The sequence below is a fragment of the Paenibacillus doosanensis genome, assembly GCF_025060755.1.
GTDB lineage: Bacteria > Bacillota > Bacilli > Paenibacillales > NBRC-103111 > Paenibacillus_S > Paenibacillus_S doosanensis.
The window spans coordinates 190,708-207,372 of the sequence record NZ_JANYUY010000002.1 but is presented as its reverse complement, the minus strand read 5'-3'; the positions used below and the strand labels follow the sequence as shown (position 1 = coordinate 207,372).

Here is a 16,665-nt window from a genome sequence, read left to right as displayed (position 1 = left end):
CACCACGCTTTTAAGGGACGGTTGAATAAACAGAGGCGAGGTAACCACACAGTCGGCCTGGCTATACCTGAACCGGTCCTGCGCCAGCAAATTCTATTGATCCTCGCTGTATACGCCTTGCGCTTCCGCGGCTTTCGTGTTTTGAATCGCCTTATTCGCAAGCTCGTTAGCCATTCGCAGGGCCGTAACGGTTTCTTTGGATTCCGCATGAATGAGCGGTTTCCAAACATAGTCGATTTGATTATGCGTGAATATGTAGGTCAAGCCGGGCTTGCGGGTAGGCGGCAAGGCGCTTTCCAGCGCATAGAGCGATTGCGTGTTCTTGCCTCGAAATTCCGGTAAATCCTGGCCGAATGCCTGTTGAACGGCAGCGTCCGTCGAGGGAATCATCAGCCCCTGGCGGGAGAGGTGCAGCTGCATTTCCGGCGATAATATATACGAGATGACCTGGAAGGCAAGGTCTTTGTTCTTCGATTGATTCGTAATAAACATCGCGGTCGATTGAGGCTGAAATTTCTTGCCGGGCGCTTCCGGAAACACAGGAACCGAGCTGAAGTCCCAATTCAAATTTTTGTTCTCGTTCGCCCATTTGGCCGCGGTATCGATCGTATCGATAGCCATAGCGATGCTGCCTCGGGAGAAGGCGTTCGTTTTGACCAGCTGATTGCCGGGAATTTCGTAAAACCGTCTAATATTATTAGTAATCTTCGTCCAATTGTCGGAGGTAAGTGTGGCTTTGTCTTCGTTCGGGTCAAGCGAAGGCTCCGACAGCTGGTTCCACATCATATAATGGGAAGGATTCACTTGGAAGCCCTTATAAGTAACTTCTCCGTCCTGCCGCGTCAGCTTCTTGGCCAGCTCATAGGCTTCATCCCAGGTTAGACCCGGTTTGGGGTATTCGACGCCGAATTTATCGAAAATATCCTTGTTGTACACCAAAACCCACTCGGCAGAGCTGTAGGGCAGAGAATACAGTTTTCCGTCCGAGGAGGTAACGGACTGCTGTAGCATACCCGGATTCAATGTTCCGGTATCGAAGTTGTACTTTTTCACCAGCTCGCTCATATCGTATTCCAGACCGTATCTGCGAATTTCCCTGTACGTGTTGCGGGCGGAATCGTCAATGATAATATCGGGGATCGTTCCCGCCGCAATCAAGTCTTTAAATTGCCTTCCCGGATTATCCCATTGAATATGCTTAAAGACGACGCCGGGAAATTTCTTGGTAAGATATTGGCCCACCTGCTGCTGCCACACATCTTCCTTGATATAGTATTGAGGCCATACCGTGTAAATAAGCAGTTCGTTCTCATTAGAAGGTGAATGGCTTTGCACCGCTGAAGATGACTGCGCGGTTGAAGCCGCCTGCTCCTGTTCCCCTCCTCCGGTTCCTCCGTCTCCCGTACATCCAGCCAGCATCATACAGCTTATGGCTACTGCGCCCAAAACGTTGATTTTCATCCATTCGCCGCTCCATTTCATAATTAAGTTCTTGTCGGGTTTATCATAATGGCTCGGCAGGCCTTTTGATAATTCTAATATTTTAAGAAAGGTGGATTATTCTAAACAAAATAATATTATGGATGGAAATGGATTCGAGCGGGTCCCATACGCCCGAAGCCTTCTGAAGGCGATTTCAGGGCCGCATTGGCCCTATAGGGGCTGTGAGGGGAGATAATGGACGTTGACAGACTGAAGCCCCCGGTGATAGTATCATCAAAGCAAATCATGATCTTGCGGTTTCCGCTGTGGGCCGCGATCGTTTAAATCGTTGTTTATAAGCCGGCAAGCTCTTCTGAAATTGGAAGAGTTTTTTTAACACATAGCAGTATTTGAGTTTGTTAAAGCGTCAGTGCAGTAAAGAATTTTGCCTGTTGACGATCCAAATTACCGCCCGCCGAGCGCAGTTTCTATTTTTGTAAGACCTCGCTTGAGGGTTTTCTCAATTTGACCAAAAGAATGTGATGTGACCCCAATGAGTTTGCGAAGCAGAAAGCATGCCTTTTTGGAAAAATATTTTTCCGGAGAGTCTGTCAATTACCGTCAGATCATTTCTTTGTATACGCCGATTTTGATCGATCAGGCATTTCTCGTCTGTTTGAGTCTCGTAAACACCGTTATGATCAGTTCCTCGGGCGTAGCGGCGATCAGTGCGGTGAACATGATCGATTCGATCAATATGTTCCTGATCAGCACCTTTATCGCCGTATCTACGGGGGGAACGGTGGTCGTAGCGCAGTATAAGGGGAGCGGGAACGAGCCGATGGTTTCCAAGTCGGCGGCCAGCACCGTGTCCACTGTGTTTTTGTTCGCTCTGGGCATCAGCTTGCTGATCGGCTTGTTCCACAATCCGGTGATGAACCTGCTGTTCGGCGGCGCTTCAGCGGATGTGCTGGACAATGCCCACGTCTATTTGGTCGGCAGCAGCGTCTCCTATGTCGGTATCGCCGTTCAGGAGGCGGTATGCGGGGCGCTGAGAGGAATAGGGAGAACGAGAGCTTCGCTTATTCTTTCCTTAATTATGAATTTGTCGTATGTCGTGTTGAACGTCATTTTTATCAACTTTATGCACATGGGCGTTCTGGGGATGACTATAGCGGCCAATGTGTCGCGGTATTCGGCGGCGATCATCGCGCTGTTCTTTTTGGCCAAAATTGTGGCGAACGCGAGTCTTTCCTTTCGGCTTCGGGATTTGTTTCAATTCGAGCTGGCGATGATCAAGAAGATTATGTTCGTCGGTCTGCCGTTTGCGGCCGAGCAAATGTTTTTTAACGGCGGCAAGATTGTCACCCAAATGTTCATTGTCAGCCTCGGAACGTACGCCATGGCGACCAACGCGATTTGCTCGACGCTTGCCGTCGTGCTGCAAATTCCTTCCAATGCGTTGTCGCTTGCGGCCATAACGGTGGTCGGCCAATGTATGGGACGACGAAATGTCGCGGATGCGAGAAAATTGACGAAATCGTTTATATGGCTGTCTTCGTTTTCTTTTGTGCTGATGGCACTGATCGTTCTGCCTATGTTTCGGCCGCTGGTCGGGCTGTTCCATCCTCCGGCCGATATTGTGGATGATATTTTCAACGTGACGCTGATTAATGCGTTGGCCCAAATCCCGCTATGGTCGATTAGCTTCCTGCTGCCTTCCGCGCTTCGTGCGGCCGGGGACTCCAAATTCACTTCGATGACTTCGATGCTGTCGATGTGGCTGTTTAGAATCGTGCTGGGTTATATCCTGGGCATCGTTTTCCACTTCGGCATTGTCGGCGTATGGCTCGCCATGAACTGCGAATGGGGAGTAAGGGGACTTGTCTTTCTATGGCGGTTTAAAGGGGAGAAATGGTATCAGCATCGTCTGATCGAACCGGCTTCCGAGAAGCAGGCTGTCCGCGGCTAATCCGGGCGCCGCTATTTATAAATTTCGGGGCTCCCCGCAAAGTACCTGAATCGGCTTCGAAGCCAAGGCCCCACTACTTTGTGGGGTTATTCTATTGTTTAGGAAATGATGCGCAGCAATATCCTGTGGAAATCCGTGGTCTCCCCCGAAAGGAAAGTCTACCCAAAGAACGATCCCAGAGGAAGGGTTAGACGCCGATCCAGCTGAGGCTGGATGCGGACGGAATAAGCTTCAGAGCATAACGTCACTACCCTGGAAATTACTCTTGGTACCCCATTTCCATTGTCTGTGGTGCCGCGTAGCGGCATGGATGGCTTTTGGGGGATTTGTTCCCGTCCAAACCGCAGTTGATCCTGTCTGTAAACATTATGTACGGAGGAGGCCCTCCGCAGCTCCTCGAAAGGTCGTGAACCGTTTGCCGCAATCCAGTCCATCCGTTCTTCGGCAGCCTTCTTATGCGAAATCCTGGGTTGCCCGAATTTTGTCAACGACTTCCTTCCAGATGCTCTCCGTGGCCATCGGCTGGCAGATGTACGAGCTGACCAATGACGCATTTAGTCTAGGCTTGGTAGGACTAGCCCAGTTTGTGCCGATGATGCTGCTGACCTTGCTTGTGGGCCATGTAGCGGACCGGTTCGATCGCCGCAAAATCGTCTTTCTGTGCCAGCTGTTCGAAGGCGTCGTCGCCGTGTTCCTGGCCTTCGGGAACCACGCCGGCTGGCTCGGCCGCGAGCAGATTCTGCTGGCTGCCGCCGTCATCGGAGCCTGCCGCGCGTTCGAAGGTCCCACGCTGGCCGCGCTAGTGCCGGAGCTAGTACCGAAGGAGCTGCTTCCGCAAGCATCCGCCTGGTCCGCCTCAGCCGGACAAACGGCCCAAATCTTGGGGCCTTCCTTAGGCGGCCTGCTGTTTTCGGCCGGTCCGTCGCTGGTCTATGTGACGTCGGCGGTTGCGCTGTTATCTTCGGCCGCGCTCATCTACTGGATTCGCAAGAAGCGGAGCGTCCGCAAAGTCGAACCGCTGGCCGTTCGCTCCCTGTTCACGGGACTTGTGTTCGTTTTCCGTCATAAGATCATTCTGGGTACGATCTCGCTCGATCTCTTCGCCGTTCTGCTCGGCGGCGCTACGGCGTTATTGCCGATATTCGCGCAGGACATTTTGCATACGGGCCCTTGGGGGCTGGGGCTCTTGCGGTCGGCACCTGCGATCGGGGCCTTGCTGATGTCGCTTGTGCTCGCCCATGTTCCGCTGAAGCGCGCGCTCGGGCCGATACTGTTCGGAGCGTTGGCCGTGTTCGGGGCGGCGACCATTCTCTTTGCTTTGTCGACCAGCTTAATCCTGTCGCTGACCGCTTTGTTTCTGCTCGGCGCCTCGGATGTGATCAGCGTTGTGATCCGCTCGACGCTGGTTCAGCTGCATACCCCCGATGAAATGAGGGGGAGGGTGAATGCGGTCAATTCGCTGTTCGTCGGCACCTCCAACCAACTGGGCGAATTCGAATCGGGCATGATGGCCGGATTTTTCGGAGCGGTTCCGGCTACCTTCATCGGCGGTGTCGGAACGATAGCGGTCGCCGCGTTATGGATGTATTTATTTCCGGCGCTCCGGCGCCTTAGGACCTTCTCGGACGAGTGGACGGAGGAGAAACCCCGGACGAAGCAATCGGACGTGCAGACCGGTCCGTAACGCACGGAATCCTGATCAATGAACATAAGGAGCTGCGCCCCATAATCGGGGTGCCGGCTTCTTTTTTTGCATATGCGCAAGTCGGGACCTCCGATGAAGAAACCTGCCTGCAGTTCGGATCGTATATTATAGAAACAATAGGAAAATAAGGGGGATTATTGGCGATTGCTGTCGACGAAAGACTGCTTTTTCATCGGCATAAGACGGTAAAAGTGCCTCTCCTGCGGTTTTAATGGTTTATATCCGAAGATATGGAAGGGAATGGGTTACCCCGTTCGGCGGTTTACCGTATAATAGGAATCAGTGCTGCTAAAGCGAACGGCAATGCCGTTTGGGAAAAGGGATTTGATTGGAGGATGAAGTATGGGACTGTTTTCATTTCTTAGAGGCCAGTTTATTGAAGTAATCGAGTGGATTGAAGATACCGATTCGATCGTGTATCGTTTCCCCGTGTATGATAACGCCATTAAGATGGGAGCGCAGCTTACGGTGAGGGAAGGACAGGCGGCCATCTTCGTGAACGAAGGGCAGATCGCCGACGTGTTCGGTCCGGGTAAATACGAGCTGAGCACGCACAACATGCCGCTGCTCACCGCGCTCAAATCGTGGAAGTATGCCTTCAACTCTCCGTTCAAAGCCGACGTGTATTTCGTCAATACAACCAATATTACCGATCAAAAGTGGGGCACGACGAATCCGGTGATGATGCGCGATAAGGAGTTCGGAGTAGTGCGCGTCAGAGGCTTCGGGAATTACTCGTTCAAGGTGAAGGAACCGGCCGTCTTTATGAGGGAGATTTTCGGTTCGCACGAGGATTTCAACCCGGGTCAAATAGCCGGCTTTTTCAAAACGATGATCGTATCGGGCGTGAGCGATTTGTTGGCGGAATCGGGCATTCCGGTCATCGATCTGGCTACGCATTACGATGAACTCAGCTCGCAGGCGGGAGCTAAGCTGCAGCCGAATTTCGCGGCGGTCGGGCTATCGCTGACCGGATTCGTTATCGAAAATATTTCGCTGCCGGAAGAAGTCGAGAAGATGATCGATCGCAGGTCGTCGATGAATATCGCCGGCAACCTCGATCAATATATGAAATACCAGACGGCCGAATCGATCCGGGAAGCGGCCTCCAACCCGGGAGGCGGTTTGGCCGGGGCAGGCGCGGGGCTTGGAGCCGGAATGGCCATGGGGCAAATGATCAATCAGATGATGTCAGGGGCCGGACAGCAGCCTCCGGCGGCCGAGCCTGCCGCGGCCGGCGGGAATCCGAAGCCGAATCCGCCTCAAGGCGGCGCAGCTTCCGAGCCGGAAGGCGGAACTGAGCCGTGCGGCGGCTGCGGCCATTCGCTTAAGGCAACCGACAAATTTTGCCCCGAGTGCGGGACGCCTCGCCCCGAACGCCGTTTTTGCCCCGAGTGCGGCAGTGCGGCAGTACCGGGAGCCAAGTTCTGCTCGAGCTGCGGCACTAAATTGTAAAGGATGATTCGATTATGGGAGCTAACGAGCAGATAACGGTGCAGGACCGGACGGCGACCTTTCCATGCCCCGGCTGCGGCGGCCAAATGCAGTTCGACACGGCCAGCCAAACGCTGAAATGCCGTTATTGCGGCAGCGAGAAGCCGATCGAAAACGAGAGCGAGGGAGCGCCCGAGGAGCACGATCTTGATTTTGCGGACGAAGACGACGCTTCCTTAATGGATTGGGGAACGGAGCAGCAGGTGATCAAATGCGGCAATTGCGGCGGAGAAATGCTGATGCCTGCCAGCCAGACCGCTGCCGTATGCGTGTTCTGCGGGTCGCCCAAGGTGCTTCCGCAAGGAAATCCGGGCAGCATTCGCCCGGAATCGGTCATCCCTTTCCATATTTCCCGGGAGCAAGCGGCGCAAGCCTTCAACGCATGGCGCAAACGAAGGTGGTTTATCCCGAATGAATTTAAAAAACGGTCCGTCAGCTCTAATCTGAACGGAATCTATGTGCCGTTCTGGACGTTCGACACCGATACGGATTCGTCTTACAAAGCGGAGGTCGGCGTGTACCATTACCGGCAGGAGACGCGCACCCGCGTCGTTAACGGTAAGACCGAAACTTATACGGAAAGAGTTCGCTATACGGTATGGCATTGGACGAGCGGCACCTACCGGAAATTTTACGACGATGTGCTCGTCCCGGCCTCCGGACAATACGACGGCGAACTGCTGAACAAGCTCAACGATTTTAAGCTGCATCAACTGGTGCCGTATAAGCCGGAATACTTGAGCGGATTTATCGCGGAGCGTTATACGGTCTCGCTGCGGCAGGGCTGGGCCGACGCTCAGTCCCGCGTGGACGACAGGCTGAGCGGCGAAATCCGGAGGAAAATCGGCGGCGACGAAATCCGCAATCTGGATATTCGCACGAGATATTTTGACCGGACGTATAAGCATGTTCTGCTTCCTGTGTGGAATGCAACCTATATGTACAAAAGCAAAACGTACCGTTATATGGTCAACGGGGAGACGGGAAGCGTAACCGGCCGCGTACCGCGCAGCCCGTGGAAGATTGCGCTGTTTACCTTGTTTTGCGTGCTGGTTGTCGCAGCGGTATTGTATTGGACTGAGCTGCAGCGGTAGAGGGAGGCGGCAGCTGTCCCCAATTTGGGTAATACAGGCCGGATGAATATGTATATTTGAAAACGCCGCCCTAGGGCAGGCGTTTTTTGCGTTTTTCCGAAAACGGCGAACCTTCTGGAAAAGTATTGACAAACTACAGAGCAACGATTAATATTTTCACCTAGATAATGATAATCATTATCACGATTCGGCGAGAAGCTAGTTTATTAAGCATCATTTGTTATTATACATCATTTAGGGGGATTAACCGAATGAACAAGATGAGAAAACCGCTCGTCATTATGCTGTCGCTGATGCTGATGCTTCTGGCGGCCGCTTGCGGCGCGAAGAGCGAACCGGCTAAGGACAATGCGGCACCGGCTGCAGGAGCGAGCCAGGACGCTTCCGGAGGCAGCAAGTCGATTAAGCATGCGCTCGGCACAACGGAGATTAAGGGGACGGCCAAGCGCGTCGTCGCGCTCGATTGGTCGTACGTCGAATTTTTACTGGCGGTAGGCGTGCAGCCTGCGGGCGTCGCCGACATTAAAGGCTACAAAACATGGGTGAACATTCCTACGCAGCTTGACGCGAGCGTCGTCGATGTAGGCGTACGCACGGAGCCGAGCCTGGAAGCCATTGCCGCGCTCAAGCCGGATCTGATCGTCGCGCCCGACTTCCGGATCAAATCGAGCTATGAGGCTTTGAGCAAAATTGCGCCGACGGTGGCGTTCAATCCGTATCCTGCCGAAGGAGCGGGTGACCAGTACGATGAGATGGAGAAAACGTTTTTGACCGTAGCGGATTTGGTCGGCAAAAAGGCCGAGGGCGAGAAAGTGATGAGCGATTTGCAGAAATCGTTCGACGAAGCCAAAGCCAAGCTGAAGGAGAAAGGCAAGGAAGGGGCGGAAATCGCCGTAACTCAAGCCTTCTCGCAGCAAAACGCCGCTGTGCTTCGCATGTTCACCGACAATTCGATGATCATCCAGATCATGAACCGGATCGGTCTGAAAAATGCTTTTAAATCGGCGAAGTTTGAGCCGAACGGCTTCGCAACGACCAGCGTCGAGGCGCTTCCTGCCGTGCAAAACGCGAATTTCATCTACATCGTGCAGGATAACGATAATATTTTCGAGAAGCAATTGAAGGATAATGCGGTGTGGAACGGACTGGCCTTCGTGAAGGAAAACCGTACGTACAAGCTGCCGGGCAACACATGGACGTTCGGCGGTCCGTTATCGGCTAAAACGATCGTCGACCTCCTGACGAACGCTCTAGCCAAATGACGGGCATGACGATGAACACCGTCACCGGCGATGCGGTCCGGTCTAAGGGATGGAAGAGTTTGTTCGTATTTGGGGGCGGCTTGGTTTTGCTGGCCGCCCTGCTGTTTGTCAGCTTGACCTACGGGGAAGCGGAGATTACGCTCGGGCAAGTGATCGGAGCGATCACGCATCCCGAGGATACCGCGGCTCATCATATGGTTCGCGGCATTCGTCTGCCGAGGGCGGTCATGGGCTTGCTGGCCGGAGCGGCGCTTGCCGTGTGCGGCGCGCTGCTGCAGACGGTGACGCGCAACCCGCTTGCATCCGCATCGACCTTCGGCCTGAACTCGGGGGCATACTTCGTCATTATGGCGGCGGCGATATTTTTCCCGGCCCTGAAAGCCAGCGCGCCGCTGCTGCTTGGACTGGCGGGAGCTCTGGGCGCTGCGGCCATGACGTACTGGATCGCCGGAGGCAGGAGGAGCACGCCGGTGCGGATGGCCGTCGCCGGGATGATTGTGGGTCTTGTGCTTGCCGCGTTCACCAGCGCGCTGCAGCTGCTGTTTGAGACCCAGGCTTCGCAGCTGCTCGCTTGGGGAGCCGGATCGCTCGTGCAGAACGACTGGAGCGGCGTTCAGTATGCGTGGCCGTGGATTGCGATCGGCATCGCCTATGCGCTGATTTTCGCCCGCGCGTTCGATATGCTGGAGCTCGGGGAAGATACGGCCCGCTCGCTCGGGCAGAAGGTCGAGCTGACGCGCTTCTCCGGCATGGCGGCGGCCGTGCTGCTGGCCGGCGTCACCGTCAGCGTCGTCGGCCCGATCGGCTTCGTCGGGCTGATAGCGCCGCATCTGATGCGCCTGATGGGGCTGCGCCGCCATGTGACCTTGCTGCCGGCAAGCGCCTTATGGGGCGCGGTCATTCTGGTCGGCGCGGATACGATCGCCCGCATGTTCCGCAGCTCGCTCGGCGAGCTGCCGGCCGGGGCGGTTACGGCGGCGCTCGGCGCTCCGTGGCTGATTTGGCTCGTCGTGAAAACGATGAAAGGAAGGCAGTCCCAGGAGGCCGGAGCGTCGATGAGCGTCGGAGCCATGGGTAAACGCATTCCTTACCCTGCGCTTGCTGCCGGCCTGTTGACGGTATTGATCGTTCTGATGATAGCCGGTCTGATGTCCGGAACGATGCGCTTGTCGGTCCATGAAGTATGGCTCGCCCTCATCGGGAGCGGCGAGGAATTTGCTCGGAACATCGTTGTCGACTTGCGGCTGCCGCGCATACTGGTTGCGGCATTCGCCGGCGGCGCGCTGGCGATAGCCGGATCGATGATGCAGGGAGCGCTGCGGAATCCGCTCGCCGACCCGTCCGTCCTAGGGGTGACTTCCGGGGCGGGCTGCGGAGCGCTGGCCGTGCTGGTGCTGTGGCCGCAGGCGCCTGCCGCAGCACTCCCGCTAGGGGCGATCGCGGGGGCTGCCGCCGCCGCGATATGCGTCTATGCGTTCACGTGGAAGAAAGGCTTTCATCCCGTCTCGTTAATTCTGGTCGGGATCGGTGTCTCCGCTATCGGAACGGCAGGCATTCAGTTTTTCGTCATCCGCTCCGGTATTGCCGCGGCGCCGGCTCTAGCCTGGCTTGCCGGCAGCACGTATGCCCGCGGTTATGACGAATGGCTGCGCTTGGCCGTTGCCATGGTGCTGCTGGCGCCGGTCGCCTGGTGGCTCGGCCGCAGAATCGATCTGCTGGCCTTCGGCGATCAAGTATCGCTCGGGCTCGGGCTGAAGCTTCAGCGTACGCGGCTGATCGCAACCGTCATCGGCGTTGCGCTGGCTGCGACGGCGGCCTCAAGCGTCGGCGCCATCGGCTTTATCGGACTGCTTGCGCCGCATGCGGTCCGCCTGCTGGTCGGTCACCATCACCGCAGATCGGTCGTGCTCTCCGCGCTGTTCGGCGCCGTCTTGCTCGTCGCAGCCGACTTCATCGGCAAGACGGTCATCGCGCCGAAGGAAATTCCCGCTGGCATCATCGTCGCCTTGCTGGGGACGCCCTATCTGCTGATGCTGATGTACCGCAGCGCAGTGCGCAAATGATATTTTCACCGCGCTTCTCACGGCGCCGATCGTACGGATCGGTGCTTTTTTGCATTCATTAATAGATTCATGGTCAATTATAAGAAATGATGATCCCCTTTATAATAGGAATCTATCGATGTTGAAAGGGAAAAAATTACTTCCTTTGAACCTATCGACACCTTTTGCGAATCTATGTTATCATGTAATTCTTGATAAAGTGGTAACGTAGTAAAGCGAATGCAACAATACTTATGAAGCAAGGGTGGTTTATTTTTTATGAAACGTTTGGCAGCTATGGCTTTGGTCGTCACGGCGGCAATCTCCCTATTTACAGGATGCTCCGGCTCGAAGAGCGGCGGGGCTGAATCTACTAAACTGGTCATCGGCATCGACGACAAATTCGCTCCGCTGGGCTTCCGCGACGATAAGAACGAAATCGTCGGCTTCGATATCGATTATGCCAGATCCGCTGCCGAGAAGATGGGCAAGACGGCGGAATTTCAACCTATCGACTGGCAAACCAAAGAATCCGAGCTGAACAGCGGCCGGATCGATCTGATCTGGAACGGTTACACGATTACGGATGAGCGTAAAGGCAAAGTCTTGTTCACCAAGCCGTATTTGAAAAACGCGCAGGTGGTCGTCACTCTGGCCAAATCGAATTTGACCAAGCTCGACGATCTGACGGGTAAAGTCGTGGGGCTGCAATCTTTGTCCTCGGCGGCGGACGCATTGAACGACAATCCCGTAAAATCGAAGATCAAGACGGTAACCGAATATGCAGATAACGTGCTTGCCTTAAGCGATCTGAAGATCGGCCGCGTCGATGCGGTCGTCATTGACGAAGTGGTGATCGACTACTATATGTCCAAAGAAAAGGGTACTTTCAAGCTGCTGGACGAGTCTCTTGCGCCGGAAGAATACGGGGTTGGAGTGAAGAAGGGAAATGAAGCGCTGCTGCAAAAGCTGCAAAAGGCGCTGGACGATATGAACCAAGACGGCACCGCCGCCAAAATTTCCGAGAAGTGGTTCGGCGAAAATAAAGTTCTGAAATAACGAATCGAATATGGATCAGGCGAACCGGATTTCTTCTATGGGAAATCCCGTTTTGCTTTTGGAGGAATAAGTGTATGTCCGCAGATATCATGACCTCTATGGTCATCCCGATGCTCAAGGGAGCCCGAATGACGGTCCTCTTGTTTATCATTGCAATTATCGTGTCGGTCCCGCTCGGCTTTGTGATTACTTTGGCTGTCAAAAGCGGCAGCAGAGCGTTGTCGGGGCTGGCTCACGCTTATATTTATGTCATGCGAGGCACGCCTTTATTGCTGCAGCTGCTCGTGATCTGCTTCGGGCTGCCTATGATTCCCGGCGTCGGCGAATATTTGGTCCTGGACCGGTTTACGGCTGCCTGCCTGGGCTTCATTCTGAACTATGCGGCGTATTTCGCCGAGATTTTCCGCGGGGGCTTGCTGGCTATCGACAAAGGCCAATACGAGGCCTCTCAGGTGCTCGGCTTCAGCAAGCGGCAGACGATGACGCGCATCATCATGCCCCAAATGTTCCGTGTCGTGCTGCCGGCGGTATCCAACGAGTCGATTACCCTCATTAAAGATACGGCTCTCTTGTATGCCGTGGCCGTTCCGGAGCTGCTGCATTTTGCGCAGACGGCGGTAAACCGCGATTTTACGATCGTGCCGTTCTTTATCGCCGGGGTCATTTATTTGATCATGACGCTCTTGTTAACCTTGCTGTTCAAATGGCTGGAACGCAGATTTAAATTTGAATAAAAGGACTGGCTAACGTGGCTATTATTGAAGTTTCGAACCTCAGCAAATCATACGGCACTTTGGATGTGCTGAAGAATATGACCTTCCATGTGGAAAAAGGAGACGTCGTGGCCGTCATCGGCCCTTCCGGCTCCGGGAAGAGCACGATGCTGCGCAGTCTCGTCCATCTGGAGACCATTGACGGGGGCGGCATCAGCGTGGACGGCGAAGCTCTCGTGAAGGACGGAGTGTATTCCAAGCCGCAGGAGATAAAGCGGATCACCTCCAAGATGGGCATGGTGTTCCAGCACTTCAACCTGTTTCCGCATCTGACGGTAAAACAAAACCTCGAGTTGGCCCCGAAAATCGTCAAAGGGGAGTCGTCCGCCGATATTGCGCGGCGCAGCGCCGAGCTGCTGGACAAAGTAGGCTTGGCAAGCCGCGCGTCGGAATATCCGGCGAGATTGTCGGGAGGGCAGAAGCAGCGCGTCGCCATCGCCCGGGCGCTGATGATGAACCCCGAGATTTTGCTGTTCGACGAGCCTACGTCGGCGCTGGACCCCGAACTTACGGGGGAAGTGCTGCAGGTGATGAAGCGTCTTGCCGAAGAGCATATGACGATGATGGTCGTCACTCACGAAATGGGCTTTGCGCGTGAAGTGGCGAGCCGGGTGATGTTTATGGACAAAGGAGAAATCGTGGAAGCCGGTCATCCGGAGCCGTTGTTCACGAACCCTCAACACGAACGGACGAGAGCTTTCTTGAACATCAGTTTGAAATAGCAGCGGAAGCAATGGTGGCAGCGCGGCGTCGATGGCGGCGATGAAGCCGGGGTTGGCGCAATAGTTCGACATAGGCTGACGATAGAGGAGAGCATCCGTAAGGATGCTCTTTTTGCGTTCTCCTATGGTATAGTGGACATAAGGAGTAAGCGGCAGACTTGGAAAAGCTCATACAAGGAAAGGAAGAGGCGTTAGCATGAGCCGGTATACAGAATCGGGGAAGAAGAAGATTCCCCCTTATTTCGAATCGCATACTCAGACCGTGACGCTCGGTATGGGCTGCTTCTGGAGTCCGGAGGCGCTCTTCGGACATTTGCCGGGCGTCGTGAGCACCCGCGTCGGCTATGCCGGCGGAACGACGGACCAGCCGACCTACCGGCAGATGGGCGATCATTCGGAAACGGTCGAGGTCGATTTCAGCCCTGCACTTATATCGCTGGAAGACTTGCTGGAACTGTTCTGGAACCATCATAACCCGGTCAATATCAATGATTATAAAGGACGCCAGTACCGTTCGCTTGTGCTTTGCCGCGATAAGGAGCAGGAAGCGGCCGCGCTGCGCGTTGCGGCGGTCAGGAAGGAGCGGGGAATGGCCGAACCGGATACCGAGCTGGCGCCGCTCAGGGAATTTTACCCCGCGGAAGACAGGCACCAGAAATATTATTTGAAGCGGTTTCCCGATGCGATGGATAAGCTCGGCACTTTGTATACGCCGCAGGAGCTTCAGCAATCGACCTTGGCGGCCCGCTTGAACGGATTGGCCAAGGGATATACGAACCTGGCGCGAATTAAGGAGGAAATAGCCGGATGGCCGGCAGCGGCGGAGCATCGGGCGGCTATGACGGAGCTGATCGGCCGGATACGCTGGTAGCCGGAGACGACGGCCGACAAAGAGTTGGAACAGCGAGTGGAAACGCCGCTCGACCGCAGGTCACGACTGAAACGCCACATTTCTTAAAGCCGCCGAACAGTTTGTAGCGAGGAGGAAGCAGATCATGATCGATGAATCCGTATCCGTTCCGTTGTGGGGCAATATTATTTCATCCATGCATAACAGCGTCATCGTCGTCAACTCGGATAACGAGATCGCACTGATGAACGAAGCGGCGCAAAAGCTGCTTAATGTAGGGAGCGATGATTGGAAGGGACAGCCTATCAAGAAGCTGATTCCCCATTCCCGGATGCATGAAGTGCTGGACGGGGGAGAGAGCTCGATCGGCGGGGAGATGGTGATCGGCGGACGCGTCTGCATGGTCAACCGAACGCCGCTCTTCGAGAACGGCAGCAGAGTCGGCGCGATTGCGGTTATCCAAGATTTATCGGAGATGCATCATTACCGCAAGCTGCTGAAGCAGATGGAGTCGATTATCGAGTTTTCTACCGACGGCTTGTATGTGGTGGACAAGGAAGGCGTTACGATGCAGGTGAATACCGCCTACGAGGAAATTACCGGCTTCCGGCGCGAAGAATTGATCGGCCGCCGGATGGCGGATTTGATGTCGGAAGGCTACTTCGATCAATCGGTGTCCTTGCTCGTGCTCGAAAGAAAGCGGCGCATCTCCATCATTCAGCGGATCGGGGGCAAGAAGGACGTCATCGTAACCGGCAATCCGGTGTTCGACGAGCAGGGGAATCTGGAGATGATCGTCACCAGCGTGCGCGATATTACGCATTTGAACGAGCTGCGCAAGGAGCTGGAGAAAGCGCATACGTTCTCGCGCATCCAGAATAACCGGTATACGCTGAAAAGCGGCGAGACCGAGCAGCATATCGTGTTCCGCAGCCCCCAGATCAAGAAGGTGTACGAGCAAATCTCGCAGGTGGCCCCGTATCCGACCAGCATTTTGTTATACGGCCCTTCCGGCACGGGGAAAGAAGTGATGGCCAATCTGATCCACGATCTGAGCGACCGGCGGGAGAAGCCTTTTATCAAAATTAATTGCGGCGCGATCCCCGAGCAGCTGCTCGAATCGGAGCTGTTCGGTTATGAAGCGGGAGCGTTCACGGGGGCAAGCCGCAACGGCAAGATCGGTTTGCTGGAGCTGGCCGATCAGGGCACGGTCATGCTCGACGAGATAGCGGAAATTCCGCTGTCGCTGCAGGTGAAGCTGCTGCGGGTGCTGCAGGAGAGGCAAATTCAGCGATTGGGAGGCACCAAGCCGAGACCGCTGAATATTCGGATCGTCGCCGCGACGAATCAGGATTTGCGGCAGCTGATTCGTGGCGGCAAGTTTCGGGAGGACCTGTATTACCGGCTGGCCGTCGTGGAAATTTCGATTCCGCCGCTGGCGGAGCGGCGGGAAGATATCGTGCCGCTGCTGGATCATTATTTTCACTATTTTTGCCGGCAGTACCGGATCGACAAGCAGATCGCGGAGGAGACGAAGCGGATTCTGGAGGGGTATCATTGGCCCGGCAATGTGCGGGAGCTGCGCAACCTGATCGAGAACATGATCGTGTCGGTGCCTTCGAATATGATTGAGCCCGCGCATCTGCCGCTTCACATTCATGACCAGAGCCGGATCGATACGGCTTCGACCTTGAAGGAGAAGGTAAAGCAATTTGAGCGGAGAATGATCGGCGAAGCGCTGGACAAGTACGGCTCGCTGCGGAAAGCGGCGGAGCATCTCGGGATCGATCATTCGACCTTGGTAAAAAAATTGCAGCGATGGGATAACGGCCAGTAAGCCGGTGGCCGAAGGCGGTGAATTTCTTCCGAGGGTGGTGAAATAATTCATCACTCTCTTCGTCGTACGCGGAGAGGCAGGAGCATGTCAGGAGGCGTTGGGCTGATTCGCAGGTACCCGGCTCGAAAGATTGCCGGAGGTCTTATGGATCATGGCGCATCCATCCAATACGGTGAATTAATTCACCGATCTATCAGATGCCGCTTCCCGCCAAAGCGGCTCAAACGGCTGATGCAGAAGCCTGGTGAAAAAAAGCGGAGGGGCCATTTGAATCTGGAAAAGCGTAAGCGTTCGCCTTTGAAAGCGGATTCTCTCCACATAAAAACGAAAAAATAATCCAAAGAAATCCGATTTCAACAGCGATTGGGGGATCAAATGGACGCCCCAGCGGACTTTTTCACCACCCTTTTAGAGGTTGGCACGGTTTTTGCTT

Annotated in this window: 12 protein-coding genes; 11 read left to right on the top strand and 1 reads right to left on the bottom strand. The window is 54.9% G+C overall.

From position 1 onward, the window contains the following. Positions 1-93: 93 nt before the first annotated feature. Complete coding sequence (locus tag N0M98_RS03400; RefSeq protein WP_259616956.1) at positions 94-1,461, bottom strand: ABC transporter substrate-binding protein; 1,368 nt, start codon at positions 1,459-1,461, stop codon at positions 94-96. Positions 1,462-1,975: 514 nt separating this feature from the next. On the opposite strand from N0M98_RS03400, the gene N0M98_RS03395 reads away from it, so the two are divergent. From N0M98_RS03395 to N0M98_RS03345, 11 genes are all read left to right on the top strand, one after another. After that, on the top strand, positions 1,976-3,394 hold the full coding sequence (locus N0M98_RS03395; RefSeq protein ID WP_375295438.1) for an MATE family efflux transporter: 1,419 nt from the start codon (positions 1,976-1,978) through the stop codon (positions 3,392-3,394). Between the two features lie 310 nt (positions 3,395-3,704). Continuing rightward, a complete protein-coding gene (locus N0M98_RS03390; RefSeq protein WP_259617001.1) occupies positions 3,705-5,078 on the top strand; it encodes an MFS transporter in 1,374 nt (457 codons plus the stop codon). Positions 5,079-5,441: 363 nt separating this feature from the next. Then, a complete protein-coding gene (locus tag N0M98_RS03385; protein ID WP_249860018.1) occupies positions 5,442-6,554 on the top strand; it encodes an SPFH domain-containing protein in 1,113 nt (370 codons plus the stop codon). Positions 6,555-6,568: 14 nt separating this feature from the next. Further along, positions 6,569-7,687 carry a TFIIB-type zinc ribbon-containing protein gene (locus N0M98_RS03380; protein WP_249860017.1) on the top strand — a complete coding sequence of 373 codons (1,119 nt, stop codon included), beginning with the start codon at positions 6,569-6,571 and terminating at the stop codon, positions 7,685-7,687. A gap of 251 nt (positions 7,688-7,938) precedes the next feature. Beyond that, entirely contained in the window at positions 7,939-8,949 is a 1,011-nt protein-coding gene (locus N0M98_RS03375) for an ABC transporter substrate-binding protein (protein WP_249860016.1), read from the top strand. 59 nt (positions 8,950-9,008) lie between these two features. Beyond that, positions 9,009-11,012 (top strand): iron ABC transporter permease, encoded by a 2,004-nt coding sequence (locus tag N0M98_RS03370; RefSeq protein ID WP_310943036.1) that lies wholly within the window; start codon positions 9,009-9,011, stop codon positions 11,010-11,012. A gap of 258 nt (positions 11,013-11,270) precedes the next feature. Next, positions 11,271-12,050, top strand: a complete 780-nt coding sequence (locus N0M98_RS03365) for an amino acid ABC transporter substrate-binding protein (RefSeq protein ID WP_249860015.1) — start codon at positions 11,271-11,273, stop codon at positions 12,048-12,050. Between the two features lie 74 nt (positions 12,051-12,124). Beyond that, positions 12,125-12,784 carry an amino acid ABC transporter permease gene (locus N0M98_RS03360; RefSeq protein ID WP_249860014.1) on the top strand — a complete coding sequence of 220 codons (660 nt, stop codon included), beginning with the start codon at positions 12,125-12,127 and terminating at the stop codon, positions 12,782-12,784. 14 nt (positions 12,785-12,798) lie between these two features. Continuing rightward, complete coding sequence (locus N0M98_RS03355; RefSeq protein ID WP_283942763.1) at positions 12,799-13,545, top strand: amino acid ABC transporter ATP-binding protein; 747 nt, start codon at positions 12,799-12,801, stop codon at positions 13,543-13,545. 196 nt (positions 13,546-13,741) lie between these two features. Further along, positions 13,742-14,416, top strand: coding sequence for a peptide-methionine (S)-S-oxide reductase MsrA (msrA, locus tag N0M98_RS03350; protein WP_249860013.1), 675 nt, complete (start codon positions 13,742-13,744; stop codon positions 14,414-14,416). A 124-nt stretch (positions 14,417-14,540) separates the two neighbouring features. Then, the gene (locus N0M98_RS03345; RefSeq protein WP_249860012.1) at positions 14,541-16,232 is read left to right on the top strand and encodes a sigma 54-interacting transcriptional regulator; all 1,692 of its coding nucleotides are present in this window, start codon (positions 14,541-14,543) and stop codon (positions 16,230-16,232) included. Positions 16,233-16,665 lie beyond the last annotated feature (433 nt).